The organism is Pyrinomonadaceae bacterium (assembly GCA_036277115.1).
Taxonomy (GTDB): domain Bacteria; phylum Acidobacteriota; class Blastocatellia; order Pyrinomonadales; family Pyrinomonadaceae; genus UBA11740.
The window spans coordinates 12,851-39,266 of the sequence record DASUNM010000011.1 but is presented as its reverse complement, the minus strand read 5'-3'; the positions used below and the strand labels follow the sequence as shown (position 1 = coordinate 39,266).

Genomic DNA, 26,416 nt, shown 5'->3' with positions numbered 1-26,416 from the left:
GGCGCTACGGCGCCACACATGTCCGGGTGAACGTTACGCGCTTACTTTAATGTCGCGGCGACGTGACAAAAACTTCCGCACCACCAACGCGCCCGACCAGCCAATGATCGATGACGACGCCAGGGCCCAGCCCGCGCCCGCGACGATCTGATCGAGAAATGACCCGGTCAGGGCCACGAACAACGCAGCAAAGCTGACTCGCGCGGAAAACTGCTGAACACGGCCGGCGCTCTCAAGCCAATTCATCCGCCGCAACTCAGCAGATAAATAGTCATCATCGTCGTTGAGACGCGAATAGTAGTCGGCTTCAGTGCGCGCCATCCGCTTGGTCGCGGCATCGGGCGCAACGCGCGACGCGTCCCGGTAATGATGAATGACATGGGCCAGCTTCCCGTCACCCAGGGCAATCTCAGCCAGTCCAACATTAGCGCGAAACGCATCCGGATCGATTTCGATCGCTGAGCGAAATGCTTTGGCGGCACGTGCCGGCTGTCCGAATTCGGAGAAGCTTTCGCCGACGCGCTCGGCCAGACGTGCGTCTGCGTCGCCTCGCCGCAGCGACAGCCTAAGGGCGGCGCCTGCGCGGGCCAGCAAACGCGCATCGCTAAAGGCGGAAGCTTGTGACCGCAGCAGCCGCGCGAATTCGTAAATCAGGTGCGGATCATGCGGCGCCAGATGAAGGGCGCGCCGAAACGCTTCAGCCGATTCACGCAAACGTCCCGCGACGCGCAGCCGGTTAGCGATTGCGCGCAGCATCTGCCCGCGTTCGGCGTCGTCATCAACTGCGCCAGAAGGGTTTGCGACCCGGTTCTCAATTCGATGCCGCGCGTTTTCGTCAGCGTTTTCAAGCACGGACGGTGCGGCAATCCCCAGTCGATTCACCTGCTCAAGAAGTTCTTTCGGATCGCATAAGTAGTCGCGCAGCTCGCACGCGCGAGCGTCCAGCTTCTCCTCCGCAACCCGGGGAAAGAGTGCGCTAATCATTTCGCGGAACTTTCGGCCGCCGCTCGCAAAAACAAAGTTCCTGCCTTTGCCGCTGATCTCAATTCGGTAACGATAGCGAACTCTGCCCCCGCGACGCAGGGTACGCACGGCCGCGACTTCGACACGCTCGATCTCATCAACAGTTAGTCTTGGACGCCGGCCGCGCACAAGCCGCTCGAACAGCGGCAGCAGCCCGGAACGAAGCAGAGTAAAGCCGTCGAAATAGAGCCGGTCAGTCGCGATAATTACGGGAATCACAATCCAGGCAGACGCCAACACTACCAGCGCGGCTAAATCCCTGTTAGTGCGCAGCAGAATGACGGAGACAAATGTCAGCAGCGCGGCAAACGCGAAGTAGCCCGCCGGTGACACGCGAATACTCGCCATCAAGTCACGCTTCAGCGTCGCCCCGCGAGCGCACGGATTATCGCGCAACGTTTCGAGAAGTTGTTTCTGGGTTACTTCGTTCACAAGAAAAATCTCAATCTCAGATCTAAAATCTCAGACCTCAGTTGTCTTTACTTAGACGCGCATTCGACCGGCACGTTCAGAGAAAAAGTGCCCCGAGTTGCGCCGGGTTCAGTGTAACGCAGGTCGGCGATTTGAACGATGGTCTGGCTGACGCAGTTCTCGTCCTGCACCCGCGCGATAGGAAAGCGCGCAAAGTTGAGCAGAATCCTCGCGCGTCGATCCTCCGCGGCCAATGCAGAGAGTTCGGCGGCGCGGCCGGTTGGCTTTTCGTAGCGCTTGAACACCGATTCCGGAGAATTGTGTTCATAGCCATTCAGGCTTGGTGGTGGGCTGGGTGAAGCGTCTGGTGAATTGTGCTGATAGCCGCTTACGATTGCTGGCGAGCTGGAGGAAGAGTCGGTGAGGCTGACAAAGTAGCGATAGATCGCGCGGTCAGTCTCTGCCACGCACGACCAACGCAAAGGATTCGCGAGCGTGGGCATCGCGGCCACTCTCAAAACACGTTCGTTGATAGGGCCCGCAGAGCGGGCCGCCAGGTCCCGTGCATGATTAAGTGCCGCACGGTGCGCTAACCCGAGCGCCCCCCAGTAGATGACAAGTCCGGCCAACGCCGCTACAGCAATTGTCCTTTCGCGGCCGCGACTGAGTTTAAGCACTCGTACAACGACTAAACTGAGCACCCCAACCAATAGCACGACGCGCGCGATGTTGATCCCGGCGAGACTCGGGTCAGGACGCGAAGCCACCAGAAAAGTCAGCCCCACAAATGCTGTCGCGAGCAGTGCCCACACAACCATCTTCGGCCAACCGCGTCGCGTGGCCAGAAAAGCGGCGCCGCCTACCAGCAGCAGAATGTACGGATCGACGATGAACACGAGATCGCCGTAAAACCAGCGACCGCTCCAGGGCAGAAACGGCCGCACGCCGTAGTTGTTCGTCCAGTCCAGCAACGGATGGGTAGCCGTCATAATCAGTGAAGCGAGCAACAATCCGCGAAATCGCGTCCGCGGTCCGGTGCCACGGAGGCGAGCGAAGAGGCGCTCTCCTAGCCAGATCAGCGTCGGCACAATGAATGCTAGCGCCATCACCCCGACAATCGAGTGAGTTATGCCGCGATGATGATGCAAGTAGGTCCACCGGTCAGTGACGAATCCGACGACGACATCCGAGTCCGGACTGTTCGCCGCAAGCATGCAAACTGTCGTCGCCAGTGGCGAGAGCCGCTCAAGTCCCGCTTTCGCTGCGGTCAGTCCAACCAGTGTGTGGGTAAATGGATCCATGCCGACGCGCGAGACTATTCGCCAACCAATATCCCGTCAGGCGCAATGATGAAGTCGTCGCACATAGGCGAGCTAGTCCAGCGTGCGCTGAAATCGTCAATGGCTCCTAAAACCCGTAAGGTTTGACGGTGCGAGTCATCGACGAACACCTGCATCTCAATTTGGTAGTTAGTTCCGGAAGGCCCAACACGCTCGACTGTGACGGGTTGGTCATTCCGCGCAAGGAGGTCTGAATAAGACAACTGGCGATACTGCGCCAGTATTTCAGTTAGAACCTGCCGCGCTTCGGTCTGATCCATCGAATGTCAATTCGACAAGCCTAACTATCTCAGAGGGTAAGGTCCATCGGCGGAGGGGCCGGTAATTGTTTGTGCCGGTCGGCATCAATTCGGAGGAGTTCGCGCACTGCTGCACGAGCGGCCGCTGACTCGCGAATCGGTTTGCCGTCTTTGTCTTTCGCGCTGCGCGCGGCGGATACCAGGTTGAAGAGCAAATCGGCAGCTTCCTTTTTCTTCCCCTGCTTATCGTAAACCAGCGCCAGCCGCAGGTTCGCCGATTCCGGCGTCACAATCGTCGCGTTTTGTCTCGCGAGGTCGGCATACATCGCGGCTGCTTCATCAAACTTTCCGTCCGATTCTTTCTTCTGCGCGAGTGCGAACTTTGCCAGCACGGCCACATCGCCGCTCCCGTTACTCAGATTCTGCAGCTCCGTCACGCCACGTTCGGGCTCTGTCACCAAAAGGTTACGGGCAATGAACAATTGCGCCTGGCTGCGGTACGGATCGCCATACTTGGCGGCGACTTTCTGAAATTCTTCGATCGCCCGTTTAGCGCGTTCCTGCTCAGTACTGAAAACCGGATCTTTCGAGGTTGGTGGCGGGGTCGGGTTAATTTCCGCCCGCGCAATCGCGATGGCGCGACCCATGGCGGCTTCAGCTTCGTCCGCTCGTTTCTGCCGCCAACGATAGATTCCGTATGCCGCCGCCGCCAGAACCACCACCGCCAGCAACACATAGAGCACCTGTCGCCCCCGTCCGGCAGTACGGGTCGCCACCCGATCGGCAAGCAACATCGTGGTGTCGCGAAACTTATCGTGCTTCAGCTCGCGGGCGCGCTTCTTTTTGTATTTAGCCAAGCAATTTCCTCTTGCAAGTTCGCACGGTGACGCGCGTTCAAAAATGTGTATGATCGCAGAAACAGCGAATTTAACGGCGGGTCTGGTGGATGTCAAGCAGGCGCCGGCCGCAACTTTCGCCCAGTGCGCGTCATCAAAGTCACCGGCTGAACTTAGTCATTTAGGGAATGTCGGACAGGGAACAAAACATCGGACGAGGGAGTCTAAGGGAACGTCGGCACGAGCAAGCGCGGTCGAACGGTTTTAAGCTTGTCGCGCCAGACGGAGCCGTTGGGGGTTTAGCGTGAGCTACGGAGAGCAAATCGCCCTTCGCACCCAGGCGGAGTTGAACGAAGTTGCTTCGGCAGCTTTAGTCGGTGTCCGTTCGACTGCTGAAGACCTGTTCCTTGAAAAACCGGAAGACCTGTTCCTGGAGAGATTGAAGCGCGGCGAGGCCGCAGCGTTCGAACAGTTGGTAGCGGAAAGAACCGGCGATATTTACGCGCTGCTTTATCGCCTGACCAGTGACCCTGAAGAAGCTCGGGACCTGACGCAGGAAACATTTTTACGAGCTTTCCAGGCGATAGCGAAATTCCGCGGTGACGCGGATTTGAAAACCTGGCTGTACCGGATCGCAATCAACCAGGCGCGAAATCGCTGGCGCTGGTGGCGCAGGAGACGCCGGGATGCGACGGTTTCACTGGACGCGCCGATCGGAGAACGCGAGCAGACGATCGCCACGCGCCTGGAAGACGCCAACGCCTCCAATCCTGAACAGGAAGCGCTCGCACATGAGCGCGAGAATCAGTTGCGCGAGGCTTTGCAGAGTTTGCGTAGCGCTTATCGTGAGGCCGTCGTGCTGAGAGATGTTGAAGGCCTGACGTACGAAGAGATTGCGGCGGCGCTGCAAATCAACATCGGGACCGTAAAATCGCGGCTGGCGCGGGGACGCCTGGAGCTGCGACGCAAGTTAGAAGGCTCTTTGTAAATTGAAAGTGAATGGTTGGCCAGCCCCGGCTTCACGGAGAACCGGTGCCAAAAGGGTCGAAGTGACGGCTGGACAGGGTGGCCAATTCGGAAGTGTGAGAGTGAGTTTGGAAACGTGGTCAGCAACAACACGTGAGCTTCACTCGACCATGGATGAATCGATAACGCCAACCTTGCAGAGCCGGCGTTGCTCCAGGGAAGAGCAGCCGGGGCTGGCCAGCCGTTCACTGAAAGGCAGAGGTCAGATGTCAGACGTCAGATATCAGATCAACGCGTGAACAAGACTGATTTCGATGTCTGATACCTGACATCTGAAGTCTGAGTTGTTATGAACTGTGAAGAAATTCAGGAGTCGCTTTCGCTCTATTGCGATGATGGGCTAGCGGATGCCGAACGCATCCGTTGCGATCGGCACCTCGAAGTCTGTCCGGTTTGCCGTGACGAGCTCGCGCAGTTTCGCGCCGTGCGGGTCAGTCTCGGGACAATGTCGCGGCCTTCAGTGCCTGCTGATCTAATCCCGGTAATCCAAAATGCGGTTCGCGCGGAGGTTTCAGTCCAACGAGCGCGCCGCAATGCGCCTTTCGGCGAGGCTTTCGTCGATTTTATTTCCGTTTGGCTCCAACCAAGGGCCATGCGCTACGCGTTCAGCTCGGTCGCGTCAATTATCCTGTTCGCGGCTGTGTTCGCCGCCCTGCGACCACACATGCTGGCGCTGAAGGAAGCCGCGACCGCATTTGAGCAATACAATGCGGTGAGCAGCAGCGGGCCCTACGATATAAATCGGCCTATTACCCCGACCAATTACGCCGCACTGCGCACGCCGTTCAATTCTGAGTCGCCTAGTCTCAATCCGAACGGCGGCCTCGCCACTCTGAATCTTGCGAACCCGCATTCGCATCAAAGTGAGAGTACCGATGACATGGTCGTGATCGCGGACGTGTTCAGCAACGGAACGGCTTCCGTTGCGGATGTGATGCACGCGCCGCGCGACCGCCGGATGCTTGATGACTTTCAGGCGGCGCTGAGAAACAACGCCGTGTTCGTGCCGTCTTCTTTAGACCGCCGGGCCGGAACAATGCGGGTCGTGTTTTCGATTCAGACAGTGGAAGTACGCGATCGGAACTACTAACCCAGACATCAGACATCAGACATCAGAGTTCGGGACTTTAATCTGACGTCTGACTTCTGATGTCTGACTTCTGACCTCTTGCCTTACCAAATCTCGCTTCGATAATTCCCTTCCGATTCTTCTTTCCCACATTTGCGGTTAGCGACGGATAGGTTTCATTCACCGCCGCCAGTTTGCCGCCGTCGATGAGCTTTTCAACTCGCTTGATGTCACGTTCAGACGCCTCGATCTCCATAAACAATCCGAACGGTAACTCATCAATCACGAGTTTCGCTTTGCCAACATCCCAGCGCGTCCGACGCTTTTCATAAACTAACGCGGGCGCGAAGCCGAGCGCCAACAAAATCTCGTGCGTGGCTTCCGCGTCGCTGACGCGCGTCTCGTTTTCCTGCTGATGCTTGATGGGAGAGTTCGTGGGAATGCGTTGCTTGAAAGTAAGAATTGCTTCGCCATTCACGCGGCGAATGCGCATGGCGCGCTTGCCGAATGCTAAATTGCCGCCGCGATAGATCGTGTTCTCTTCGAACTCGACCTTCTTGGGCTTATAACCCAAACCGCGAAGTCGCTTTTCGATCGCGCGACGCTCGCCGGGGGTCAAACGATATTTCTTTTCGATTTCGATCGGCATTGTTCTTTTCACGACTGCCGGATCCAACGCAAGACTTCTGGAATGGTTGCTTTCTTCCCGTACATCAACATCCCGACGCGATAAATCCGCGACGCCACCCAAATCAGTCCGACGACGGTAGCGAATCCGATCGCGAGCGACAGCATGATCTGCCACGCCGGCGGAGTCTCAGTCGTGATGCGCACCATCATCGTGATGGGCGCGAGGAACGGAAACATTGATGCCCAAAAAGCCAACGAAGAATTCGGGCTGCGAATGATTGGAAAGACAAAATAAAAACCGGCGACCAGCATCAGCACTACCGGCATGGCGAGTTGGCCACCTTCCTGCGTCGTCGTCACCATCGACCCGATTAACGCGTATACGGTAGCGTAGATGAAATAGCCAAGCAGGAAGTACAGAACGAAATAGACGAACATGATCGGCGGCACGTGCGGCACATTCATCGAGCTGCCGCCCATCATGGTTCCACCGAACCCGGCGAACGCCAACAGCGCCAACCCCCAAATACTGAGCTGCGTCAGCGCCACCAGCGACACACCCACTAACTTGCCCATCATCAGCGGAAAAGATCTCATCGACGAAAACAGAATCTCTGCAATGCGAGTTTCTTTTTCTTCGATGACGGCGCCCAAAACAATTTGGCCGTACATCAGCACGCTGATGTAAATGAGCATGCCGAAGGAAAACACCACCATGAAGCTGCTGCCGGAAACTTTCTCCTCCCCGCTGGCACTGATTTTCGTGCTGTTTAAGGTCACGCGCCGGCTGGCTTCGCGCAACACGCGCTGATCGATCTTGTTTTCCGCCAAACGCTCTTCGCGCACCGCGCGACTCAAACGCTCTGCCACCGTGCCGCGCGTGAAAATGTCGCCAGTGTTACGCCCGTAGAATTCAGCTTTTCCCGCGGTGAGAATGTCGGGAGGAATAACCACGTAACCATCGAGCTCGCTGCGGCGGACGCGCTCGTTCAATTGCCGCTTAACTTCCTCGAGCGCCCGTCCGTCGAGCGTCACTTGTTCAATATCAAAGCGTGCGTCACTGCGCTCTCCGGTGCGCTGGGCGCGATCCTGCTGGTTCGAGTTCGCAGCCGCACCCGAATTGGAATTCAAGTCATCATCGTCGTCGTCATCTTCGGTGTCGGCCAAAGCTTCGCGGAACCGATCGTAAATCTTGCCGGTCTGGTCGATGACGGCCAGACGCGTCGCGTTGCCGACATTGATGCTGGCGATGTAGACCGGCACCACGGTGAAAAGTGCCAACATCACCGGCCCCAGCACCGTCGCGACGATGAAGAACTTGGTGCGGACCCGCTGCAGGTATTCGCGTTTTATGACGGCAAAAAACTTTCTCATGATTCGCGGACCTTGGCGATGAAAATGTCGTGCAAGCTGGGCTCAGCCAGTTCGAATTTGTTGATGACTGCGCCACTCGCGACCAGACGTTTGAGCAGGGTTTGCGCATCGGCGCCCGGCGCGAGCAAGACCTCGAGATCGTCGCCGCTCTCGCGAGTGTTCGCGACCAGCGATGCGTCTTGCAGCACGTCATCGCTGCCGGTAAATTGAAGCTCAACGGCATTACGCGAGAAGCTGCGGCGTATCTCACGCAGCTTTCCATCCAGGACTTTATGCGAGCGATTGATCATGCAGACGTCGTCGCAGAGCTTTTCGGCAATCTCCATCTGGTGCGTCGAGAGAATGATTGTCTTTCCTTCAGCCTTCTTCTCCAGAATCGTCTGTTTCATCAGTTCCACGTTGACGGGGTCGAGTCCGGAGAACGGCTCGTCCAGAATTAGCAGGTCGGGATCGTGAATCACGGCGGTGATGAACTGAACCTTCTGCTGCATGCCCTTCGACAGGTCTTTCGCTTTTTTGTTTTTCCAGTCAGTCAGTTGCAGTTTCGCCAGCCACTTGTTGATCCGTTCGTCAGCATCCTTGCCCCGCACGTCCTTAAGTTCGGCAAAGAAGCGCAGTTGCTCGCCGATCTTCATCTTGCGATAGAGGCCGCGTTCTTCGGGCAGATAGCCGATGCGATCCTGAAGTTGCGAACTCATCGGCTGGCCGAACAGTTTGATACCTCCTGAATCCGGCACGGTGATGTTGACGATCATTCGAATGGTCGTCGTTTTGCCCGCGCCATTCGGACCGATCAACCCGAACACGCGGCCGCGATGGACCTGGAGACTAAGGTCGTCTACGGCCGTGAAGTCGCCGAACCTTTTCGTGACGTGGTCAACAATCAGGGTAGGTGCGTCGCTCATGTGGGACCGCGAAATCAATGCTCGATGCGGAATGCCGAATAGCTGCCCGTCGGATCGAGGGTTAATTCTTCGACGTCCTCGACGCGACCAAAACGCGGGCCGGCCGCGAGGTCGTGTTTGAAGGCTTCGACCTGTGTCGGCGAACCTTCGACGAGAGCTTCCACGCGCCCATCAGAGAGATTCTTCACGTACCCGACCACTTGATGCCGTGCGGCGGCGCGCTGCGCGAAGAAGCGATAGCCGACGCCCTGCACCTCGCCGCTGATCAAGAAGCGCCGGGCGACCTTGTGGGGATTTGTTGCGGCATCAAACTGCATTTTGTGAATCCGAGTCGGTCACACTATTACTGCAAAATTGAACGCGATAGTCTAGCGGCGCGGCGCGAGGTACGCACGCCTCTGGCGTGCTAATTGATGAAAAGGCTGGCACGCCAGAGGCGTGCGTACCGCTGTCTACTTCAGTTCGACGATCGCGATGCCTCCAGCCGGAATTGTTAGCTGCACATTGGCACCGTTCAATGGAAGCCTGGTATCCGTCAGCCATTCAGTCGCGGTAGTGACCTTTTGATTCCTCAAACCCACAGTCACATTCACAACCGCTGAACGATCGACTTGCGCCAGACCCTGTTGCGGTTTGAAAACGCCGCTGTCATTGAAAAGCGTTACGACCCAGCCGTTCGCATTTCGATTGACCAGGTATTCCACGTCGCCTTCAACTCGCACCGGCGTCGCTTCGGCAAAGAGATGTGCGAGAAGATGCGCCGCGAACGGTGTCATTCGTTCGTCTGCGCCCAGCAAGTCCGGCGCCGAAATAAAGATCACACGACCGCGGCCAATCTTATTCGACGTCACTAATGGATCGCCGCTAGGCGCCGTCATTAGCACCTGGGCCGTTGTGGGGTTGAACCGTTCGTAACGAAACATCTGCCCACTCAGATCCTGATTTTCCTGCGCGTTGATGGCGCACTTCGCGCTATCAGCTTCAGCCGTCGCATTGCTCATGCGTACACCCAGAAGGCTCTCGGGTAAACCCTTAACCTGCGCCGCGTTGAGAACGACGACACCACCTTTCCGAACGTAATCAGCGAGCCGCTCAGGCCACCCCTTTGACCAGTTCACTTCACCGCCCACGACAACTGCGCGGTAGTTGTCGATCGCTTCTTTCTGCGTGTCGGATGCAACCAGGACGTCGAAGATGTTTCCGAAGGCACCCGGCACGAACGCTTGCCGGTCACCGGTGGCCGGTTCGCCTTCGCGCACGAGTCCCGGGTAGTACGCGGCGCCGAACAATTGGCGTAACGCGCGATCGCTGCGATTGACTTGAGAAACACCGAAGGCCCACTGCGGGTAATCGATCATGTCCCAGCCGTGCGCCGGGTCGAGCAGAAACGCAATGGGCGTGTAAGGCGCACCGCGATCGGGGTGCTTCTCAGCAAAACGAATGAACTCGTTCGTAATGCGGCCAAGCGGATTCAGTTGGAAAGGATGCTCGCCCGGACCGGGCTTGAAAAATTGATCGAAGCCCTGCTCGAGATAGATCGCGGATGCGCCGGACATGTAATACAGGTAGTAACTCTTTCGATACCAGGACAGCGATGGCCCCATCGTCGCACCGTAGCGCGAATGGAAGAAGTGGTCGGGCCCGCCGAAATTCTGCACCTTGGTAAAGGTGGTGGCTGAGTCGCCAAAGTTCGGCGCATGATAGTAGAGAAATGCGCCACCGAACTGTCGCGTTGCGCCACGCGTGAAAGCGATGCGCATCGCGAACATCGGTTGCACGGCCGCCGTCTCCATTCCCAAAAGTCGCACGCCCCAATGGCTGAGCGCGTGCGCGAAAGAAGTGCTCGACGTGGACTGCGCCGGAATCAGCTTGTCCCACATCGGGCCGGCCGGTCCGCGGAAAGTCGCGCCCCACTTGCGCGCCAGCGCATCACTATAGAAGCTGCGCAAACCCTCGAGCATCTGCGTCCGTGTCATGTCGGGCTTGATCTTGAGGTGTTGCGGCGCTTCTTCCCACACGTAGCCGATGCTCTCGCCCGAGACCCAACCGATAAACTGATCGCGCAGCTCTCCGTTCAAGAGTGACCAGGCCGCTTGCGCGTCCGCGTCAGAAGCGAAGTTCGCTGCGCCGTAATTGATGAGAATCGCAAACGGCGAACGTGTCTCTTGCAGGTAGCGACGAAACGGGCTGCCTTCTTTCAGAAGCTCGGCCGCGTTGTTGATGTAAATGACGGGTACAACGAATTTTGAATCGAAGATCGGAACCTCACGCTTGCCCGAATATGTTTTGACGAATTCGTCGATCGGTTCAGCGTGGAACGGATAGAGCGGACGCTGATCGGCGGGCTTGTCGTACATCGACCAGAACTCTTTGGTGATGTTCCAGGGCATCACGAAATCGCGCCCGGCAACTTTTGGCGGATTCCATGATTGAGGCACACTCGGCGCCGCTGGTTGGTCGATTAGCGGCGCCAGCGCGGGACGCGTTTTCGCGTAGTCCCGCAGGTAACGAGCCGCCGCGAATTCAGGCTTCTCTCTTCCTTGCGGAGCGTAAGAGCTATCGTTGGTGAGCACGAAACAGTCAACCAGCCGCGACGCTTGAGCTGCTTTTTGAATTTCGATCGATACACGCGCCGGACCCTTAGCGAGCGTTGCTTTGGCGCCATCCCAGGCAAACGCCCACTGCCAGTACATTTTGATCTCGTCGTGAGGATCGATAACGTCTTTCGCGCCGAACTCCTGACTAAAGACATCGCGGCCGGATTGAGTGATCTTTATCGTGAAGCTCTCAGTTTTGCTTGCCCAATCCGCGTAGCGCACCCACAGTTTGTATTCACCGGCGCGCGGCACTTCGATCTCCTGCGAAATCGTTCCGCGTATCTCATCGGCGCTCGCGTTAACTGAGTTCCATTCGCTCTCGCCGCCCTGCGACCATTCGGCCGAAACGCCGGGTCCGTTAATTCCCCAACCCGGCTTCTTCGCCGCGGGCTGTTGCATCCACGAAGGGTTCAGCAGAGGCTCATGGCGCGCGTCGGCGCTGATGCCGCGCATGTTTTCAGCTTCATACCAGAGGTATTCGGAAGAGGGGGCGACCGGGAGACGCGGAGACGAGGTATGTTCGAAACCGGAGCGGGCGACAGTGAGATGGGGAGACGCGGAGCTTTGAATCAAGCCCTGCGCAAAGCTCGTCGGCGTAGCGTAGACGAGAAGGCATCCGACGATAATGGCAACCAGTTTTGTTAATTGCGGCGTGATGTCCTTGCGTCTTTTCTGATGCGCCATTGTTCGGGATGGTCGATCATTCGTACGAGAGCTGCCCAAGAATTCTGTCGTAAGCCTGATCAAGCTCCATTGCCTCCGCTTCGGAAATGTATTTACACCGGAACGCCAAATCTAACCAGACTCGTGTATCTTCCGCTTCGCCTTCCGAGTCGCTCAACTTGCTTTTGAAGTGTGCTGGATAGCGACGCTTGCGCCAAGCCTCGCCGATATTCGAACAGACCGAACGTGACGCTCGCCGCATCTGGTCAACCATTGAGCAGCGTTCCTCGGATGGAAAACGCTTCGTAATTTTCAAATATTCGCATAGCTGCCTCAATGGCTGCCTGATACCCGCGTTCGGTTTAATGACCCAGTTGCCAACCTTTAATCGCATCGATCGGACGAATCAGCATGATGATTTCCAGAATCAAGCTATCGCGAATCCAGAACAGCAAAACGATCTCACTGACGATGAAGATCGGCAGCGATCGCAACCAGCCCAGCTTGCGCGCTATCAGCAGGCCCAGACCACAACACACCATATCGCCCAGCGAGTTCACAACGGTGTCGCCCTGGTAGCCAAGCGCCGCCGTGGCTTCCCGATAACGATCGATCACCGCATTGGTATTCTCCAGAATCTCCCAAAGCGCCTCGAGCACCAGGGTGATCACCAACCGCCAACTCGTGGGCACATTTCTCTTCACCACGAAACGAAACAGGAGCAAGAGCAGGCCGGCGATCATGAAGCCGTGCAACAGATGTGTGAAGCTGTACGGATCCAGAAACGTTTGCGATGTCAGCGAACTCCACGCGTCCGACGTCCAGAAAAAGGACCGGCATCCACACCACCACGATCGGCCCTGAAACCGCAGCTGAACCGCCGTCGCGACGAAGATCAGAACGACCAGCGCCGGCCACATTCTGAGCTGTCGTTGCTTGTTCAAGCAGGATTGGAAAAAAGCTCCTGGCGGAATTATCCGAGTGCGTCCAGGCACTGAGCCAGACTGCGCCGACGGCAGGTGAACATCGGAGTGCTCTTCAACGTGAAGCAGCTTGCTTTGGTCTCGCGCAACTCCTGAAACATGTCGAGAAAATCCGAAGGATTGTCAGTTTCGAAGGCCACTACAAACTCCTGATCGTCCAGACCAAACGAATACGTCGTGTGCAGCTTTACTGAACGATACTTCGAGCCGATGCGTTGATACTCCTCCATCATCTCGTGCCGCTGCTCCTGCGGCCGCGCGTACCATTCATGCGTGCGCTGAAGCGGGCAAACGAACAGGTATTCGGACTGGCCCGGCACGACGTGAGTATGATCCTCTTCGTGATCTGAGCAGTCTTTTTCGATATACATCGATCGCTTGGTCATCGAAAGGAAAGACTCAGTCGCTTCCAGGTACTTCGCCATCGGCGTACCGTTCAGCACGCTCGTCATGTCTTGAAAGGGTTCGAGGTTGTAGCCGATGCGCCAAATCATAAAGTCGGCATTCGCGCGCCACCCGACCGTCGAATAAGTGTGGATCAAAAGATCTCGACGGAAATCATCGATCGTGTTTATGAAACGCTGTTTGCAATCTGCTTTGTCGGCATCCGCCAGCATGCGCCATTCTGGCAATGCTCGATAAAAAGTGAAGTTAACGAACTGCCGCGGACACTTTCGTTTGTGCTCCTCTAACTCTTCAACATTGGGCGCGAGCCGCAAAGCGCCGCGCGGACCGTTGGTTGGAGATTCTCGTTCGGTGCTCATCAGGGTTGAAGTGAACGACTCGAGGCGGCCGTAAAATGAAATCCAAATCCTTAAGTAAGGGCGCACCTATTCTGCGGCGAGTTAAACGCTTTTGCAATGCGAGGCGAACCAATCCGTCACGCTGTGACGCGCGTGGTATACTGCCCACGTTCCAGGAGCAAATTGCTGAGGGATAAAGAATGACTTTCCGCGGATCTTTCTTAGTGATAATCATCTGCACACTGCTAATGTGTGCATGCAGCAATCAGCCAACGACAACTAACACCGAGCCGAAAGCTCCGATGGCAACGGCGACGCCGACGCCGACGCCCGACGAGTTTGCTCTGGTGCGCGGCATCTACGCAAAGGATTGCCAGAACTGCCATGGCGTCGATGGCGTCGGCGGGACGGTAAAACTTGAAGACGGCAAGACACTGAAAGTTCCGAGCTTCAGCAAGGGCCATGCGTTGCGTCATACGGATTCAGATTTTCGCCGTCAGATAATTGAAGGCGGCGACGGCATGCCTTCGTTCAAAGTCCAATTGACCGGGCAGCAGATCGACGAACTGATTCGGATGATTCGTAAGGAATTTCAACCGGGGCACACGCCGCCGGCTGAAAAGAAATAAAGTAAACTTGTGCTTTGTACTTTGAACTTTGAACTAAGGTCTTAGTCTTAGGCTTAAGTGGGTGACGTTGGACAGAGATCAAAGAACAAAGACCAAAGTACAAAGACCTTCTTTTTTTATGCGCACCCATAGCTCAGTTGGATAGAGCGTCTGACTTCGAATCAGAAGGCCGGAGGTTCGAGTCCTCCTGGGTGCACCACTTTTAAGGTGCGCACTCCTCTGGAGTGCTTGCACGCCAGCGGCGTGCCAGTGCTAAAGCAAAAGGCCGGAGACGATCTCCGGCCTTTCACGTTTGAAACCAAGATAAACCGCGCTCATTTTTCTGATGATGTCTTAGTGACCTTCGTCCCGGACTTCTTTTCGTTCTCAGTGGCGACTAAGTTCACACGCGTCAGTCGCACATTGCCGTTGACGCCGCTGAACGTGAGCGGCGGGCCGCCGTTTCCAATTCTGGCTGAATAGCGCGAGCCGTAATCGTCCTTATCGATCGTAACGCCCGGAATCTCTGAACGTACACTGCCGTTCATCCCTTTCGCTGTAAGTTGGGCGTTCAGGCCGCTGGCTAATTTCAGCTCGATGTTGCCGTTGACTCCGCTGACACGCGCACCCGAATCAGAGAGGCTAGTCAAACCCACCGAGATGTTGCCGTTCACGCCGCTGATGGTCGCCGTATCATTTGCCTGACCTAAGGTGACGCCCCCGTTAACCCCTTTCACTTCGAGCGCACCATCGATGTCGCCGCCGTTGACGCGACCGTTAATCCCTCTCAGCCCCAGCGCAATCTGGCGTGGAGCCTTGATCGTGACATCTTCGGTGGCTTTGGATCCGAACAGGTGTTCCCAGAAGCCGTGACCGACTTGTTTGCCCTTTATCACCAGTCCCGTGGGCGTCTGCTCGACAGTCACTTGCCGCCGATTCAATCCCTCGCGCCCACCTGCGGTCCGCAGCACGTAAACTTCAGCGGTCTTGGTATCCGACGTTTGAATATCAACCTTGCCGTTGATGCCCGTGACATCGATTCGCGCGCCTGGCTGCAGCTCGAAGCTCTTCCGAATCTCCTCGCGCGCATCTCCCTGTGATTGTTCTCCGGAAGCTCCGACGACCCGGCTCAGGCTCTGCCGTACGCCACCGCTCGTGCGCCACAAGCCCAGAATTGCTGCGGCTACGACCAGCACTACGACGATTAGTACACGTTTCATTGAAGCCTCCTGATGATCGGTGGCGGCGGCCACCATTGGTGTTTCTACACGCTGAACAACGAATTGATTAGTGCGTAGGTTCCTCGAATCTGCGGTCGAAGACAAGGAAATCTTACCGAGCCACCCGTGCTGCGCGAACAACCGGCGATCTGTTGACTTAGCTCAGGAATTGGCATAAGAAAAGACCGTATCTCTTCTTAATCCCCAGCGGGACAAGTATTAGATTCCCTACGTGAAAGGAACCGCCGTATGACCCAGCTTTTAGTCCGAGCAAGACGCTCGATGTTCGCCGTACTCTGGCTTGCACTTCTAATTGCCTGCCTTTCCGTAAACGCAACAGCCCAACGTGGGGGCAGTAGCACCAGTTCCCCGATTCCGTTCGGCGACGGCCATATGATCTATGGCGACCTAAAGATTGGCGGCGCCGGCGCCGAAGAGACGACCACGTTTCACGTCGTGATCTATGCCGGAATGAACGTGGTGCAGCGTCAGCCTATTTCAAGAGACGGCCGATTCCGCTTCATGGGCATTCCCAACGGGGAATACGCGCTGGTTGTCGAGTACGACGGCCGTGAGGTTTACCGCGATCCTTTCCGGCTTGCAGAGCGGCAAAAAACGGACATTCGCAAAGACATTACTTTGGAGATGCGTCACTCGCCCACTAACGCACCGCCACGAACCACCGGCCTCTATAATCGATCTGCGAACAATCAAGCGCTGCTTGAGCGGGCCCGAACCGCCGCGGAGAATAAAAAGCTCTCAGAAGCCAGCAAGCTCCTTGAACAGATCGTCGCGAACGATCCAAAGGACTTTGTTGCCTGGGCAGAGATGGGTTCCATCCTGTTTCGCGAAGAAAAATATTCTGATGCTGACAAAGCTTATCAACGCGCGCTGGAAGAAAAGCCTGACTTTCTGGTGGTCCTGGTAAACCTGGGGAAAGTACGAATTGCGCAGAAGAACCCTGACGGCGCTATCGAAACGCTTACCAAGGCCGTCGAAATCGATCCCAAGTCAGCCGACGCTCATCACTATCTCGGCGAGGCTTACCTGCTGGGGAAGAAGGGATCGAAAGCGGTTGGCCACCTCAATGAAGCTTTGAAATTGGATCCCGCCGGCAAAGCCGATCTTCACTTGCGCCTCGCGGCGCTTTACAACGCAGCCGGCATGAAAGATCGGGCCGCTGCTGAGTACCAGCAATTCCTCACGAAGAAGCCTGACTATTCAGACAAAGCCAAGCTGCAGGAATACATCAACCAAAACCAGAAGCCGTAAGCGCAGGAAAACCAAAAGGGCTTGAAGCTTTCGCTCCAAGCCCTTTTCGGGGAAAGCACGTTCCGGTGCTGGCTAGAAATCCAGCCGGATCGCGAACTGCATAATTCTCGGTGTGCCTTGAATTGCGGTGAAGTTGCCAAACGTCGGGCCCGGCTGTCCGTTCTGCGGATCCAGGCCAAACGTATTGTCGGCGTTTCCGGTCAGTCGCTGAGTGTTCGTAACGTTGAAGACCTCCCAGCGAATCTGAAGTTTGTGCTTCTCGTTCCAGGGCATATCAAACGACTTGTACAAGCCCATGTCGAGCGCCACGTAACCAGGATACCGGATGATGCTTCGGTCTCCCGTTTCACCAGGCGCCGGACTGCGGAAGCTTTGATAGGCCGCCACCGGATCCGAAAAGATATTCGGCGCCGCATTGCCGACTCCGCGAGTTGGCGAAGACTGGATGTTGCGGGTCCTAACCACGTTGCTGCGCACGTTCCAGTTGGTCGGCCAGCCGCCGAGGTCCACCAGATTGACGAGCGGTAAGCCGGAGTTCCAGCGGAAAATGCTGGTTACTTGCCAGCCGCCGATAATCGCGTTCACCAACCCATTCGAGCCACTCGCGAACTGACGTCCGCGACCGAACGGCAATTCGTAGATCGAGTTGAAGTTGACGATATGGCGAATGTCGAAATCCGACACCGAACGGTTGTCACGTTGTCGTAGTGGATTCAGGATGAAAGCAGCACCGTAAACGCCGCTGGTCTGGAGTCCGGACGCATCATCCATGGAATGGGACAGCGTGTAATTGAAGTCCCAAATCAATCCCTTGGTCCGCTGACGGATGGACAACGTGCCGCCGTGGTAGTCCGAACTTCCAATGGTGCCGAACGCTGAAAGCGCGCCGTATTGGCTTTGGAAGAACAACCGGCGACCGGAATTGTCATCCAGCAGTTGTTGCAGGAAGGTCCAGTCGTTTCCGAATTCATAACACCCGCCCACAGAATTGCAGTCAGTGTTGAGCTGCGTTCCCGCGCGCGGCACAGCCATGACCAGGTACGCAGCTTGGGTGTTGCTTAGGCCGGCGCCAAAGAAGATTCCGTCAATGGTTCCCGGCGCATAAACGTTTTCGAACCACGGAATATTCGGGACCTGCGAAAGCGGCGTGTTGTTACGTCGCAAAGTCTCAAGCAGCTGACCCGCAGTATACCAATCCTGTCCCGACTTCTGATCGACGATGTTATTGAGCGCCATCACGTCGCGCGTGGCCAGCAGGTTCCGGCCCAGCCGGCCGATGTATGACGCCTCAACCAACAAACCCTTGGGCAGCTTGCGCGTAAAGGTGAAATTCCAGCTGTAGTTGATCGGCGAAACGAGGTTCGTATCAAGCGAACCTTCGATGCGCTGCTGGAAATCCTGCGGTTGGGTTTGTGGGAATACCAGGTTTGCCGGCACCGTAATTCCGGGCAGGCTGCGAATGGTCATATTCGGACCGGTGATCGGCGGTGCCGGATTATTGGTGATGTTGTAAGTGTTGGCTGAAATAGTCTGGCTGGCGCCAAACCCGAGCGTGTTGTTCGCGTTGAAGTTCACCGCCAGAGCTTGTCCAAAGTAGTCGTTGGTGATGGCGAATCCGCCGCGCAACACTGTGTCGTTATCGGCTCCGAAGAGCTTGCCGAGAAATCCGGATCGGAAATTCGGCGACCAGGCCAGTGAGACTCGAGGCTGGAAATTGTTTTTGTCCCAGGGATAGAAGCCTGGCCTATCGTGAAAAGGTCCAGCCAGATCGACGGTGATGGGGGGTGTAAAATTGACCCCGCGCGCGGCCGCTTCGATTCGCTGGTCGAGGTAATCTGACAAGGCGACACTGGGTCTGGTTTGGTAGCCGTTCGTCTCATAAACCGGCCGGCTCAAGCCATACCGCAATCCCAGATTCAAGGTGAGCGTCGGTTTTAGCTTCCAGATGTCCTGGACGTAGACGTCGTACTCTTCAGTGGCGAAATTGCGTCCCACTCCGGCTCCCTGCGCCAGTGGCTTGCCGTCAATGCCAAAGTTAAAGTTGGCCGAATACTGTGACAGTCTGCCCACCAGCGCCGCGAACGCGTGACGCGTATTCACTGCTGTACCCGACGAAATAGTTGTTCCCGCGGGCAGCCCGGTAAGCCCAGGCAGCGACTGATTGATCGCGTTCTGGATAATATTTCCGGACGCAAAATAGAACGACTGATTAGTGATGCCGTTGTCGAACGACGTGGCAAAACTCTCGCGCTCGTTACGCACGACGCGAATGTTCGTGCCGAACTGGAACGAGTGGTTACCATGCAACCAACTGAAGTCGTCGGTGATGTTCGTCACCGGAGTCACGCGGCTGAAGGTGCGATTCGTCAGTCGTTCAGCCAGAAACACGCTGCGATACCGGACATCATCCGTGGTGGACTCCCCTTGATCGCTGAAAGCCTCACGCGTGAGCCCATACCGGAAACTGTTCGTCATCTTTGAGTTGATAGTCCACGCGTGTCCGACCACGAGACCAATCGGATGGCTCCACGTATCGGGCGATGGAAAGTCAGGGAAGTAAGGGGTGTTCGCGGTGATGTCTTTTTGATAGTTGCCGCGAAAGAAAATCGTGTGCCGCGCATCACTCGTCACGTTCCAGTCGAAGCGCGCGGTGTGCGCGTTCAACTCAACCGGCAGGCCCGCGTTGAAGCGAAATCCGCCCGTGTTAAGACCGTCTCCGCTCGTGGTGTCATTCGCGGTGTATCGAGCAGCAGCGGCCCCGAGAATAGCGGTCGCGGCGGGATTGACGTCGACGACCGCGACTCCGCCCAGCGTGATAGCGTTAACCTGAGCCGGGCTGAGCGTCACGAGAACACCGGTGTTCGTGCGAAACCTTAATTCGCCGCGGCCCAGACTTGGCAGGGGAACGATGCGTACGACGCTTGATTCGCGCGCGTCGCGACGACCTTCGTAGTTGTAGAAGAAGAAGAAGCGATCTTTCACGATCGGACCTTCGAGCGAGCCGCCAAACACGTTACGCAGCAGCTTCGGACGTGGTACCCCGGAACGGTTGTTAAAGAAATCGTTCGCCGTCGTGATCGTGTTGCGGTGATACCAGAACACGTTTCCATGGAGGTCGTTCTGGCCGCTCTTGGTAATGAACGAGACCTGCGCCCCGGACGAGCGTCCATAGCTCGCGTCCGCATTCGTGGTGATTACGCGGAACTCCTCAACCGTGTCAGGGCTGACTCGCAAAACCGGTGTGAAGGCCGTGCCCAGTTGCTGTTCGTTGACGTCGATGCCATCCAGCGTCAGGTTCGCCTGGTCGCTGCGACCGCCGGCCACGTAACCGTCAGGAGTCACCGCCGGCTGCAAGCTCAGCAAGTTTCCCACGTTGCGCGCGTTAAGCGGCAGTTGCAGGATCTGCTGGGACACAAAGTTGTTGCCCAAGCTCGCATCCTGAGTATTTACCAGGTTCTCAACCCCGCCGGCCGTGACGTTAACCGTCTCAGTAACGGCGCCGATTTCGAGATTCACATCGACTGAGTTGGCTCTGTCGGCGAGACCCTTTACGCCTGAAATGACGGCCTTCTTAAAGTTGGCCGCTTCGGCTTCGAGTACATAGGTGTCAGGCGGAACATTAGTGAACGTGAAACCTCCGTCACTATCCGTAACTTGATCACGACTAAAATTCTTCTCATCATTTCGAAGGGTGATTTTGGCGCCGGAGACGGCGTTGCCCTGGGGATCCTTTACGATTCCCCTGATCGAGCCGGTGCCGGTTTGGGCCGAGGCACTGGTTCCGAGGGTCGCCACAAACAACACCGCGATCATTAATGAAAGCCCACTCGCGAACAGTTTCTTCATTCTCATCGCTTCCTCCAGATAGCTTGTGTAGGACTGTTGGGTAATTGAGACGGCTTGAGGCAATGGGAGGTGCGAGTCACGGGACTCGGCCCACTGCCGGTGATTGGGAACTCGAACCAAGGACGCATTACGTCTGGTTTCAAGATCTAGAATCATAGTTTCAGTTCGCGGACAGGCACTTCTTATTCCAGCCGCAACAGAAATGTGAAACGTTATGAAACTGACGGTTTTTGCTTGTTTTGCCGATCAAATTACCGAAGACGCGCGGCATTATATACAAAACCTTGGAAATTGCATCCAGAATTTTGGCGCTTCTGCGAGAATCGCTGATGCCTGAATTCTAAACAGGTACGCCCGGGTTATCCACCGGCCAAGACAACCTTGGGCATTTCATCGACCGTGATCGCCATCGCGATCCGGGCAAAGAAAAAGGCCGGAGAAAATCTCCGACCTTCTAGTTTTGAGCCATGACTACAAGCTCATTTCTTCCGACAAGTCTTTAGCGGCCTGGTTTCGGAATTCTCTTCATCATCCGCCGCAGCGCTGACAAAAAAAGGCGGGCCGTGGTACCGACCCGCCTTGTATCACCGTTACTGGAACGGATTAGAAGGTATAGCGTAACGCAAACTGCATCACGCGTCCGGGCCGCGTTTCGCCAACCGGCGTCTGCGATCCGATGTAGGTTCCAAAGTTCGAGGGAGGCGTACCCAGGAACGGTTCAGGGTTAAGAGTCAGGTTGGCAATGGTGCCAAAGCGCTGAGTGTTGGTCACGTTAAAGACTTCCCAGCGGAATTGCAGCCTGTGTCCCTCCGCGTACCACATACCGAAGGACTTGCTCAGGCCGAGGTCCATCACAAAGTAACTCGGGATCCGCAACGTATCGATATTACGATCGCCCGCTTCACCCGCGCGCGCGTTGCGGAAGGAACGGTATGCTTCTGTGACATTCGAAAACAGATTGGGGCGGGCTGAACCGTCCGTCCCAACCACATCGACGTTCGCTGAAGCAACATCCCGGAGTCGCACACCCCGACTGGTTAGTTGGTAATTCGTCGCCCAGAAACCGACATCGGCGGGACTGCCGGACGGGAGTCCGCTATGCATGCGAACAATTCCGCTCAACTGCCAACCACCGATGATGCCGTTGACGATGCTGTTTGAATTGCCCAGGAATCTCTTGCCGCGACCAAAAGGAAGGCCGGCCAGGAAATTCATGTTCATGTTGTGCCGTACGTCAAAGTTGGAGACTGAGTAATCCAAATCCGGATCGATAGCATTCCGAGTTACATTACTCAACACACGCAACGTTTCCAGAGTGGATCCGTTGTCCATCGCTTTTGACAACGTGTAGTTGAAGTCGAAGAGGAAGTCGTTTCCAAGCCGTTGCCGGACGGAAACGCTACCCCCGTGGTAGTTAGACTTACCGATCGAGGAGAGTACCTGCAAGGCCGCGTACTGCGGATGGTAGAACAACCGATCGACGCGTGCATCCCGATCAAAGATCTCCTGCAATAAGGTGTAGTCAACGACATTGAATCCACCGACTGCCGGACGGGCGTGGAACAGGTAAAACACCTGCGTCGCGCTCAGGGTTGGATCGCCAAGCGCGGCGCCGAGCCCTGGGTACCAGTTTTCAAAGAACGGGATATTCGGCACGCTTGCAATCGGCGTATTTGCGAGCCGAAAATCGGTAAGCCTGGCTGCTGCTGAATACCAATCCGTCTGCGAAATCGGATCGACGATGTTATTAGGTTGAGCAACGTCGCGCACCAGCAACAGATCTTGCGCCATTCGGCCGACGTAACTGAACTCGACCGCTAATCCTTTTGGCAGTTCCCTACCGTAGGACGCGTTCCAGGTGTACTGCACCGGAGTCTTCAAGGACTGATCGAAACTCGCAAAAATCCCGAAGCCCGGCGGCCGCTGAAGCGGGAAGTTAAGCTGAGTGGGCGGATTCAAACCGTAGGCCGGCGTCCGCACATTCGGGTTGAAGCCGCTCACCAGCGGTGGAGGGGCCGTGGTCGTGTTGAAGGTGTTGGACGTGTTGGTCGTGGCGTTTGAGAAGCCAAACGAGTTCTCAGCCTCTGAGGAAACCGCCAACTGACTACCGACGCGGTCATACAACATTCGGAAACCACCGCGGAGCACTGAGCGCCCGTTTCGTCCGAACGCACGGCCAAACCAGTTGTCACCAAAATCCGGAGACCAGGCGACCGCAACTTGCGGAGCAAAGTTGTTTTTGTCCATCTCATAGTAATCCGGACCGTTATTAGCTTTGCCACCGAGGTTGAAACTGATTAACTGGTTATAGGGCACACCAGTCCGCATGCCGTTTACGCGGTTCTCGAAAAACTCTCCGAGATTCACGTTAGGCACCAATTGGAACCCACCTGTCTCATACACCGGCGTGTTCAAACCGTAACGCAAGCCGAGAGTGAGGGTCAGGTCAGACCGCACCTTCCACGAATCCTGAATATAAAAGTCATACTCGTCCGTGGCGTAAGATCTGCTGGACGGCGTACCTGGAGTGGCTGCGGAACCATCCTTGTTGAAGATCTGGTTGGCGGCGTTTTGCGTGCCACGGCCCAGAACTGCCGCTATCGCGAATTGATAATCGCTGGTAAAGCCAGCTGCCAGGTTTGCGGGAGCGGTTGGCAGAAGCGTCGCTCCTCCACCGGAATAGAAGAACGGATTAACCAGCACCGAGTCGAAGGCATTCGCGAAACTATCGCGATTGTTGCGGATGAACCGCATGTTAGTACCAAACTGGAAAGTATGCGTCCCTTTAATCCAGGAAACATCGTCACTCAGGTTCCATACCGGTGTGGTGCGGTTGAACGTACGTTGAAACAGGAAGGGAGTGTAAACATCCCGGAACGAAAGCGAATTGTCCGCTGAATCGCCTTGCTGCGAAAGCGCGAGGCGTGTCAGGCCGATCCGGAAGTTGTTAACCAGATTGTTGGTGACAGCCCAGGTATGCCCACCGACAAAACCTTTCGGGTGATACCAGAGGGCCGGAGAAGGCGTCGTGGGAAACTGCGGCGCCTGCTGGTACAAATCGTCCTGATAGTTTCCTCGGAAGAAGAGGGTCTGACGATCCGTGACACTAAAATCAAGTCGCGCTGTATGGGCTTCAAACTCGTTCTTGATAGGCGCATTGAAGCGGAATCCGGCGCGGTTAAGTCCATCACCGATACTAAAGTCGTTCGGCAACGGTGCGGTGGTAAGCACTGCCAGTGCGGCTGGGTTGACCCCTCCCAATGCGGGATATGCCGCAGCGATGTTGGCGGGAGTCCACGTGGCGAGCGCGCCGGAGGGGGTCCGGTAGATTACGTTCCCTTGTCTGAGCGAAGCCGTGGGAACAAAACGGAGAACCGATTGTTCTGCGGCATCGCGGCGGCCTTCATAACTGTAGAAGAAGAAAAAACGATCCTTAATAATGGGGCCGCCGAGTGAGCCACCAAAAATGTTCCGAAGCAACTTTGGCCGCGGAACTCTGGGATCTCCAACTTGCGCATTACCCGCGACAACCGCGGCATCGGTCGCCACAAAATTGCCGGCGGCGTTATTAAAAAAGTCGTTGGCCGTGGTGACAGTGTTCCGATGATACCAAAAAGCAGATCCGTGAAAGTCGTTAGTGCCTGACTTCGTCACCAGCGAAACCTGGGCCCCGGAAGATCTGCCCTGGTCAGCGTTCGGCGAAGACGTGGTGACGCGAAACTCCTGAACGGAATCAGGGGTCACGCGCAGGACGCTGGCAAAGGCGTCACCCGGTGTCACGGTGGTACTTCCGTTAACCGGATCGAGACCCGTCTGTTGCTCGTTAACGTCAACACCATCGAGCGTAATATTCGCCTGGTCACGACGGCCGCCATTTACTTCGCCTTGCCGAGTGACGCCAGGTTGCAGCGAAAGCAATCCGACTATATTGCGGGCGTTTAGCGGAAGCTCTTGGATCCGCCGCGATTCGATTGCATTTCCAATTGAGGCATCCGACGTGTTGAGCGGTGCGTCCAATCCCCCGGTCACCGTGATCGTTTCACTGATCGCGCCAACCTCCAGGGTGACATCCAGATCCTTTGCTGTATCAACCAGGGCCGCAACGTTCTCGGCCCTGACTTTCTTGAAGCCTGCGGCTTCTACATCGACGACGTAGGTGTCCGGAGGGAGCGCGGTAAATACGTATGCGCCGTCCGAACCCGTGATCTGATCACGACTGAAATTTTTTGCTTCATTCCTAACGGTAACTTTTGCGCCAGCGACCACATTACCCTGCTGGTCTTTGACAGTGCCGCGAATTGAAGCCGTTCCCGACTGCGCTAATCCAGTCAAAGAACTAAGACAGATGACTATGGAGAGACCAAGTACTGTGAAAAAAAGTGAGAAGAGCCTCGTTGTTTTCATTCTTCCTCCTTGAAAAATTACAGACCTCAAAACATCCTAATTTTTAGACGGGGAGACTCGGACCTTGAGCAAGCCTAGTCAGTTCCTTTAGGTAAGAGGGCTTCCGAAAGCTGGACAGGCACTTAGTATTCCACCAAGTGGGCAGTGGAGGGAGTTCAACAATTCCGCGCTATCTTAAGTTTCTCATTGGGCTTTGCCAGAGAAAGCCCCACACTATTTTCAAAAATATGGTGAGATGCAATTCATAATTTCGGATGCGTTTCCTTAGTCAGCGATCCAAGATTTTGGGTCTACTTAAGAACGTGCTGTCGGTCGCGAGAATGGACGACAAACGCATCATCAACAGATAAGCCGGGTTATCGACGGACCAAATTACCTCTGGCATTTCGTCGACGGTGATCGCGATCGCGATCGTTCCCTGCTTCGTGTAGAGGATCGCGACACAGCTTCGTAACAAATCGAGAGCGCCGTATTTGCTGGCCATCGGAACGCCGGGCAGGTCGCGGCCAATTGAGTTGCGACCTTGCTCGCGCTTCATCAGATCGAGCATCTGCTTTGACGCTTCCTTGCTGACGATTTCGCCGCGCTCAAGCTTCTCCATGATCTGTATCATTTCGTGAGGGGTGGTTGCGCCCAGGCCGAAACGCTTCAGGTTATCGCCTAACTTCCCTTCCTTGCTCTCTCCGCCGCCGCCGACGCGACGCATGATGCGCGTAGCCTTGAAACCGAGAGAGTTCATGCGTTCGTTAACCGCGTCGGTTGTCAGATGATCAAGGACCAGGTTCGTCGCCGTGTTGTCGCTGAGCACCATCATCAGGCGCACGGCGTCTTGCAGAGTGAGGCGGAGCCCATCGCTTAGTTCGGGGAGAATTCCCGAGCCACCGTATCGTGCCGCCTTTGTCAGAACCAGTTCGTCAGTCCACTTCGCGCGGCCTTCGGCGACCCGCGCGAACGCTTCAATCATCACGGCGATCTTGATCGTGCTCGCGGTTCGCACGCGCTCGTCACCATTGAATGAGTAGGTTTGGCCGGTATCGAGGTTCTTTGCGTAGAGAAAGACTTTTCCCTTGAAGGGAGCGACTTCAGCGCGGATTCGCGATTCGAGAGATTGAGAGGCTTGTTTTTCCTGCGACGAAGCGCTTACCACCGCTAACGATAAGACGATGGCTAATGAGGCTATTCGATAACTGCGTTTCATGGGCGGCGGGTATAACAAAAATGGCGCAG

The 26,416-nt window shown here is 56.1% G+C and carries 19 protein-coding genes and 1 tRNA gene; 5 read left to right on the top strand and 15 right to left on the bottom strand.

The window, feature by feature from the left end; all coding sequences use genetic code 11:
• Nucleotides 1-33: 33 nt before the first annotated feature.
• The 4 genes from VFX97_01975 to VFX97_01960 are packed head-to-tail and all read right to left on the bottom strand — an operon-like array spanning nt 34 to nt 3,870.
• The gene (locus VFX97_01975; GenBank protein HEX5701969.1) at nt 34-1,455 is read right to left on the bottom strand and encodes a hypothetical protein; all 1,422 of its coding nucleotides are present in this window, start codon (nt 1,453-1,455) and stop codon (nt 34-36) included.
• Between the two features lie 47 nt (nt 1,456-1,502).
• Entirely contained in the window at nt 1,503-2,735 is a 1,233-nt protein-coding gene (locus VFX97_01970) for a metal-dependent hydrolase (protein HEX5701968.1), read from the bottom strand.
• A 14-nt stretch (nt 2,736-2,749) separates the two neighbouring features.
• On the bottom strand, nt 2,750-3,034 hold the full coding sequence (locus tag VFX97_01965) for a hypothetical protein (protein HEX5701967.1): 285 nt from the start codon (nt 3,032-3,034) through the stop codon (nt 2,750-2,752).
• Between the two features lie 29 nt (nt 3,035-3,063).
• Nucleotides 3,064-3,870 carry a hypothetical protein gene (locus tag VFX97_01960; protein HEX5701966.1) on the bottom strand — a complete coding sequence of 269 codons (807 nt, stop codon included), beginning with the start codon at nt 3,868-3,870 and terminating at the stop codon, nt 3,064-3,066.
• A 283-nt stretch (nt 3,871-4,153) separates the two neighbouring features.
• On the opposite strand from VFX97_01960, the gene VFX97_01955 reads away from it, so the two are divergent.
• Both VFX97_01955 and VFX97_01950 read left to right on the top strand, forming a co-directional pair.
• On the top strand, nt 4,154-4,837 hold the full coding sequence (locus VFX97_01955; GenBank protein HEX5701965.1) for a sigma-70 family RNA polymerase sigma factor: 684 nt from the start codon (nt 4,154-4,156) through the stop codon (nt 4,835-4,837).
• A gap of 327 nt (nt 4,838-5,164) precedes the next feature.
• Nucleotides 5,165-5,965 carry a zf-HC2 domain-containing protein gene (locus VFX97_01950; protein ID HEX5701964.1) on the top strand — a complete coding sequence of 267 codons (801 nt, stop codon included), beginning with the start codon at nt 5,165-5,167 and terminating at the stop codon, nt 5,963-5,965.
• A gap of 37 nt (nt 5,966-6,002) precedes the next feature.
• Here VFX97_01950 and VFX97_01945 read toward each other — a convergent pair whose 3' ends face one another.
• The 7 genes from VFX97_01945 to VFX97_01915 form a co-directional block, all read right to left on the bottom strand.
• Nucleotides 6,003-6,593, bottom strand: a complete 591-nt coding sequence (locus VFX97_01945; GenBank protein ID HEX5701963.1) for a class IV adenylate cyclase — start codon at nt 6,591-6,593, stop codon at nt 6,003-6,005.
• A gap of 8 nt (nt 6,594-6,601) precedes the next feature.
• Nucleotides 6,602-7,948, bottom strand: coding sequence for an ABC transporter permease (locus VFX97_01940; protein ID HEX5701962.1), 1,347 nt, complete (start codon nt 7,946-7,948; stop codon nt 6,602-6,604).
• The gene (locus tag VFX97_01935; protein ID HEX5701961.1) at nt 7,945-8,853 is read right to left on the bottom strand and encodes an ABC transporter ATP-binding protein; all 909 of its coding nucleotides are present in this window, start codon (nt 8,851-8,853) and stop codon (nt 7,945-7,947) included. The genes VFX97_01940 and VFX97_01935 overlap by 4 nt, the downstream gene beginning before the upstream one ends.
• A gap of 14 nt (nt 8,854-8,867) precedes the next feature.
• A complete protein-coding gene (locus VFX97_01930) occupies nt 8,868-9,170 on the bottom strand; it encodes an acylphosphatase (protein HEX5701960.1) in 303 nt (100 codons plus the stop codon).
• 135 nt (nt 9,171-9,305) lie between these two features.
• Nucleotides 9,306-12,134 (bottom strand): hypothetical protein, encoded by a 2,829-nt coding sequence (locus VFX97_01925; GenBank protein ID HEX5701959.1) that lies wholly within the window; start codon nt 12,132-12,134, stop codon nt 9,306-9,308.
• 341 nt (nt 12,135-12,475) lie between these two features.
• Complete coding sequence (locus tag VFX97_01920; protein ID HEX5701958.1) at nt 12,476-13,057, bottom strand: DUF2585 family protein; 582 nt, start codon at nt 13,055-13,057, stop codon at nt 12,476-12,478.
• 29 nt (nt 13,058-13,086) lie between these two features.
• Nucleotides 13,087-13,860: a chlorite dismutase family protein gene (locus VFX97_01915; protein ID HEX5701957.1), complete on the bottom strand. Its 774-nt coding sequence runs from the start codon at nt 13,858-13,860 to the stop codon at nt 13,087-13,089.
• A 227-nt stretch (nt 13,861-14,087) separates the two neighbouring features.
• Between VFX97_01915 and VFX97_01910 the strand changes: the two genes are divergently transcribed.
• On the top strand, nt 14,088-14,468 hold the full coding sequence (locus tag VFX97_01910; GenBank protein HEX5701956.1) for a cytochrome c: 381 nt from the start codon (nt 14,088-14,090) through the stop codon (nt 14,466-14,468).
• 122 nt (nt 14,469-14,590) lie between these two features.
• Nucleotides 14,591-14,667: transfer RNA gene (locus tag VFX97_01905), tRNA-Arg, on the top strand.
• A gap of 115 nt (nt 14,668-14,782) precedes the next feature.
• On the opposite strand, the gene VFX97_01900 is transcribed toward VFX97_01905, so the two are convergent.
• Entirely contained in the window at nt 14,783-15,667 is an 885-nt protein-coding gene (locus VFX97_01900) for a hypothetical protein (protein HEX5701955.1), read from the bottom strand.
• 249 nt (nt 15,668-15,916) lie between these two features.
• Between VFX97_01900 and VFX97_01895 the strand changes: the two genes are divergently transcribed.
• Complete coding sequence (locus VFX97_01895) at nt 15,917-16,939, top strand: tetratricopeptide repeat protein (GenBank protein HEX5701954.1); 1,023 nt, start codon at nt 15,917-15,919, stop codon at nt 16,937-16,939.
• A gap of 72 nt (nt 16,940-17,011) precedes the next feature.
• Here VFX97_01895 and VFX97_01890 read toward each other — a convergent pair whose 3' ends face one another.
• From VFX97_01890 to VFX97_01880, 3 genes are all read right to left on the bottom strand, one after another.
• Complete coding sequence (locus tag VFX97_01890; protein HEX5701953.1) at nt 17,012-20,791, bottom strand: carboxypeptidase-like regulatory domain-containing protein; 3,780 nt, start codon at nt 20,789-20,791, stop codon at nt 17,012-17,014.
• Nucleotides 20,792-21,388: 597 nt separating this feature from the next.
• Nucleotides 21,389-25,189: a TonB-dependent receptor gene (locus VFX97_01885; GenBank protein HEX5701952.1), complete on the bottom strand. Its 3,801-nt coding sequence runs from the start codon at nt 25,187-25,189 to the stop codon at nt 21,389-21,391.
• 268 nt (nt 25,190-25,457) lie between these two features.
• Nucleotides 25,458-26,387 carry a serine hydrolase gene (locus VFX97_01880; protein ID HEX5701951.1) on the bottom strand — a complete coding sequence of 310 codons (930 nt, stop codon included), beginning with the start codon at nt 26,385-26,387 and terminating at the stop codon, nt 25,458-25,460.
• Nucleotides 26,388-26,416: the final 29 nt, after the last annotated feature.

Bases quoted from the DNA above. Each gene is read 5' to 3' on its own strand.
- VFX97_01970 (HEX5701968.1), bottom strand. From the start codon at position 2,735: ATGGATCCATTTACCCACACACTGGTTGGACTGACCGCAGCGAAAGCG.
- VFX97_01965 (HEX5701967.1), bottom strand. From the start codon at position 3,034: ATGGATCAGACCGAAGCGCGGCAGGTTCTAACTGAAATACTGGCGCAG.
- VFX97_01950 (HEX5701964.1), top strand. From the start codon at position 5,165: ATGAACTGTGAAGAAATTCAGGAGTCGCTTTCGCTCTATTGCGATGAT.
- VFX97_01945 (HEX5701963.1), bottom strand. From the start codon at position 6,593: ATGCCGATCGAAATCGAAAAGAAATATCGTTTGACCCCCGGCGAGCGT.
- VFX97_01940 (HEX5701962.1), bottom strand. From the start codon at position 7,948: ATGAGAAAGTTTTTTGCCGTCATAAAACGCGAATACCTGCAGCGGGTC.
- VFX97_01935 (HEX5701961.1), bottom strand. From the start codon at position 8,853: ATGAGCGACGCACCTACCCTGATTGTTGACCACGTCACGAAAAGGTTC.
- VFX97_01930 (HEX5701960.1), bottom strand. From the start codon at position 9,170: ATGCAGTTTGATGCCGCAACAAATCCCCACAAGGTCGCCCGGCGCTTC.
- VFX97_01925 (HEX5701959.1), bottom strand. From the start codon at position 12,134: ATGGCGCATCAGAAAAGACGCAAGGACATCACGCCGCAATTAACAAAA.
- VFX97_01915 (HEX5701957.1), bottom strand. From the start codon at position 13,860: ATGAGCACCGAACGAGAATCTCCAACCAACGGTCCGCGCGGCGCTTTG.
- VFX97_01910 (HEX5701956.1), top strand. From the start codon at position 14,088: ATGTGTGCATGCAGCAATCAGCCAACGACAACTAACACCGAGCCGAAA.
- VFX97_01900 (HEX5701955.1), bottom strand. From the start codon at position 15,667: ATGAAACGTGTACTAATCGTCGTAGTGCTGGTCGTAGCCGCAGCAATT.
- VFX97_01895 (HEX5701954.1), top strand. From the start codon at position 15,917: ATGACCCAGCTTTTAGTCCGAGCAAGACGCTCGATGTTCGCCGTACTC.
- VFX97_01890 (HEX5701953.1), bottom strand. From the start codon at position 20,791: ATGAGAATGAAGAAACTGTTCGCGAGTGGGCTTTCATTAATGATCGCG.
- VFX97_01885 (HEX5701952.1), bottom strand. From the start codon at position 25,189: ATGAAAACAACGAGGCTCTTCTCACTTTTTTTCACAGTACTTGGTCTC.
- VFX97_01880 (HEX5701951.1), bottom strand. From the start codon at position 26,387: ATGAAACGCAGTTATCGAATAGCCTCATTAGCCATCGTCTTATCGTTA.